Raw genomic sequence first — 4,042 nt, 5'->3', positions numbered from 1 at the left:
GGGTGGCCGCCGAGATACGTGCAAAATGGGACACGTTGTAAAGTTTTGTTAAGAAGTAAACAAAAAACCTGCGATTTACAAGGATTTCAGTCGCTTAAGCAAGCACTAAACTTTCGACCTCATCCAATGACGGTGGCACAGTCTCCATATCAATTAGGTAATCACCAAACCGCTTAACATGAGCCGTAATATAAGGACTCACAACCGCCACATCCTCACGGCTAATCAAATAGCCTTGCTTCTGTAAATCACGCAATATATCAGTTAAATCAACAACATTTTGGAACAAAACAGCATTAGCTACCAAATCTTTATACTTAATTACCTTTTCCTGTTCAATTGGGTCATTCTTCATCACAACTCCAAAGCCACCAAAGAAAAACCACTTCGAGAATTTATGATAAGCTTCCACAATATTTGTCACAGCAGTAATTTCTTTTCTTAGCTGCATATCCGATATGTATTGCAGCAAGAAAACAGTTCTTACTACTTGCCCTAATTCCTGAAAAGCCTGATATAACCTGTTTTTACGGCTATAATTTCCTAACTTACGCAATAAAATGGCACTCGATATCTTACCTGTTTGAATTGATAAGACTACCTGTAAAATATCTTGCCAATGAGTTTCTATCCGCTTCCAATTCACCGTTTCAGAGAACAGAGAATCAATATGTTGATAAACAGTCTCTTTATCAGGACGATAAAAATTTAAATCTTGACAATTACGAATCCGAGGCATTAACTTAATTCCCAGCATATGTGCCAATGCAAACACAGGTGTTGATTGACCGTGGGTATCAGCATGAATTGTATCGGGTTGAATATCGGAAGAGTTTTTTAACAATCCCTCAATGATATGAACAGCTTCCCAAGTACCACAAGAAATAAACTGGCTAAATAAAGCCACATAGGTATCAGAGACATGGTGGTAAGCTATTCCTCCGTAACCCCCATAGCGAATATGATACTCAGACAGTAAATTCTCTTCGTAGAGTTCATACTTCGTTCCATCTGCCGCCGCACTTTTACCATCGCCCCAAACCCTGGGCAGATTAAAAGCATTGTAGCGGTTAATAATATCCACCAATGCAGCATTGAGCTTATTAACCGTCACATGGCGACGGTTGACAAATGCCAGTTCCTTCGCGGTGACAATGCCTCGCATATGTCTCGCTGCTTGAGTAGGCCCCAAATTGCAGCCATAAGTAAACGTCGTCAAAAGATAACGTTCCGTCGCACGTTCAATTTTAGGATCTGAACCAGACAGCGGCCCAAAGTGCCGGGTAAAATTTGTCCAGTAGTCAACATTTCTGAGGATATCGATTAAATTTCTTTCTGAAAAACATTCTTCGATTTTTTCTATTAAAGCTTTGGCAGCAACACTCAACTCGTTACGCTGATACTTTTTGAGGATGGGTGAGCCTTCATCATTAATAATAAATTGGTGGTTATTGGGATAACCTGCATCCACAGCCGCCGCCGTGTCCGTCAACCAAGATTTTAGTGTCCAGGTAAACTCAGAAGCGTTATTAGGAAATCCTAAATTCTCACAGTATTGGTCAACTAATGGCAAACACTCTGACCAAGGCAGTAATTGTTCTCGGTAGTCGGCATAATCTTCACTACCAACAACGCAGATATCTCCTGACCTTAATTCGGCTGCTAGGTAGTAAAAAATACAAGCCTCGAAGTGCCGACGAACGAATTTGGTTTTCTCTCCTTGCTTGACTACAACTAATTTTCGCCACTGTTCTGAAATAAAATTTAGTTCAATACTTGCTTTGAGAAATTCTCCTCGACGATGAGAATTCTCTAGGACAAATTGTAATGCTTCGATAACACTTTGTTCGTTAGTAGTTGATTTGAACTCTAATACTTTTACTAAGCGAAAAAATGTCCGCCGGTAATTTTTATAAAATTTCCAAATTAGAGGCAGATGATTATTACCCCTATAAGCATTCATCGCCTCACATTCAGAAAGTAGTTGCTCTGCTCCTCCATCTTGAATAAATACATGATTTAGTTTATGAAACAGAGATATTCCCTGATTTGTTGTTAACTCGGTAGAGAGATTTAATTCTGGTATCTGCTCTGGGGAATTAGATGAATAACCATCGGATGTCACAATCTCTGGGTGAGAGGATACTGGTTCATGATTTAATTGATTTTCTTCCATAAACACATGGATGACATTAGTCAACACACCAACCAATTTTTCTTGTGTTTCTTGAATTCTCTTTTTGATGAGTTCTAATTCTTTGGTAGCGTCGTTATTGATTGAGCGCATTTGTTTTAAAAACATCTCAACCAAACTATCTCGTGCTGTCACTTGCGCCGCATAAATTAAGCATAAAATCAAAGTAATTCGTTTGGCTAAACTAAAATCTTTGATTTCATGGGCATCTAACACCCGTGCTTCGGCAGCAAAATGGTGAATTTTGGCAGTGGTAATATCCTTGAGTATTGGCTTAATATCACCCAAAAAATCCAGCCAGATTAAATGTACAATAAAGTCATTGATATTGTTACGGGTAGGACTTTTAGGTAGTTGCTTCAGGCTGTTGAATGAGGTTTGATACTCAAGCGGATGACGCTCTAACAAGTCCAGCAAGCGTTCTTGGTAATCTGACGAGATGCGACTCAGTACGAGCGAAAATAATCTTTGGTTTACTACATTTCTCACTCGACGGACTAATCTATTTAATGTGTTAAATCCTGGTAATTCATATCTATTTTTAACTAAGTCAGCAATGGCTACATTCATTAAATCAGCAGGATTATCCATAACAGTCGCCGATTCATTCACTGCTTTTATAGCTAGATGTAGCCCAGTTTTATTAAACTGATTTACCTGGAGATATTCACGGATAGCAGTCCGGTGGCGATACATTGTTTTGCGATTCTCATAACCCAAAACAGTATCATCTGTAAATTTTAAATTGCTGCGAATATGATTAACTATTTTCAGAGGAATTTCTATTAGCGAAGGAAAGTAACCTAGTCGCTGGAATGATTTTAAGAGGCATACTAAGTTAAGAATATTACTTTCACCTTTAGTTGTTGCGTAAGCAAAAGCAATTTCACTCTTGTTGGGTGTGTAAATCTCAGTGAGTTCTTTGGCGGTTAATTGACGCTTAAATCGAGGGTAAGCGGTACGTTCTATCGATGTCACCATCAGTATGTGTTTGTGCCATTTAACACTTCAAAAGATATATAATATCACCAATCAGCCACTGCGTCAGGAGTTTATGTAGATAAACATTACCAAAAAGAACTGTTTATGGGCAAGTTTTTAACATGGAATGTGTGGGGAGTTGATTCTGTCGTACCCAATGCCATCGTACCCAATTACCTTTTATGGGCAAGTTGGTTTTTATGACTCATACTGCTCCACCCAAAAAAGTCACAAACCTAGAGAAACGCACACGAGAACATCTGCTGCCCAATGAAGTTGAAGCCATGATTAAAGCCGCTTCATCAACAGGGCGGCATGGTCACAGAGATTCGACTTTAATTTTACTGGCTTATCGTCATGGTCTACGTGTATCAGAATTGGTAGCCCTGCGATGGGAGCAGATAGATTTTTCTAGTGGCACGATCTATATCAATCGACTTAAGCATGGTATCAGTTCAACGCATCCTTTACGTGCCAGAGAGTTAAGGTGGCTACGACAACTACAACGAGAATATCCTCACTCCCCTTATTTGTTTGTTTCTGAACGTGGTACTCCGATGGCTGCTGCCACCGCCTTTAACATTATTAGTCGTGCTGGCACTCTTGCTGGTTTAGCTTTATCGGTACATCCGCATATGTTACGTCATGCCTGCGGGTTTTATCTGGCTTCTCATGGCCATGACACTAGAGCTATTCAGGCTTATCTGGGACACAAGAATATTCAACACACTATTCGCTATACAGAGCTATCAAGCGAGCGCTTCAAAAATTTCTGGCTCGACTGAACCTAAAATCAATGCTTTCAACCTGATTTCTTTACAAAACTTTACAACGTGTCCCATTTTGCACGTATCTCGGCGGACACCC

2 protein-coding genes are annotated in these 4,042 nt (G+C 39.7%); one reads left to right on the top strand and one right to left on the bottom strand.

The genetic code is table 11. The annotated features are described in order from the left end of the window. Positions 1–94 precede the first annotated feature (94 nt). A complete protein-coding gene (locus ACM0OP_RS23750) occupies positions 95–3,172 on the bottom strand; it encodes a Tn3 family transposase (protein WP_414530871.1) in 3,078 nt (1,025 codons plus the stop codon). A 203-nt stretch (positions 3,173–3,375) separates the two neighbouring features. On the opposite strand from ACM0OP_RS23750, the gene ACM0OP_RS23745 reads away from it, so the two are divergent. Then, the gene (locus ACM0OP_RS23745) at positions 3,376–3,960 is read left to right on the top strand and encodes a tyrosine-type recombinase/integrase (protein ID WP_414530870.1); all 585 of its coding nucleotides are present in this window, start codon (positions 3,376–3,378) and stop codon (positions 3,958–3,960) included. The last annotated feature ends 82 nt before the right edge of the window (positions 3,961–4,042 follow it).

Source organism: Nodularia chucula CCY0103, assembly GCF_963923915.1.
Taxonomy (GTDB): Bacteria; Cyanobacteriota; Cyanobacteriia; order Cyanobacteriales; family Nostocaceae; genus Nodularia; species Nodularia chucula.
This window is presented reverse-complemented; position numbering and strand designations above follow the sequence as displayed.

Excerpts from the sequence above, each read along its gene's own strand:
- ACM0OP_RS23745 (WP_414530870.1), top strand. The coding sequence starts at position 3,376 with ATGACTCATACTGCTCCACCCAAAAAAGTCACAAACCTAGAGAAACGC.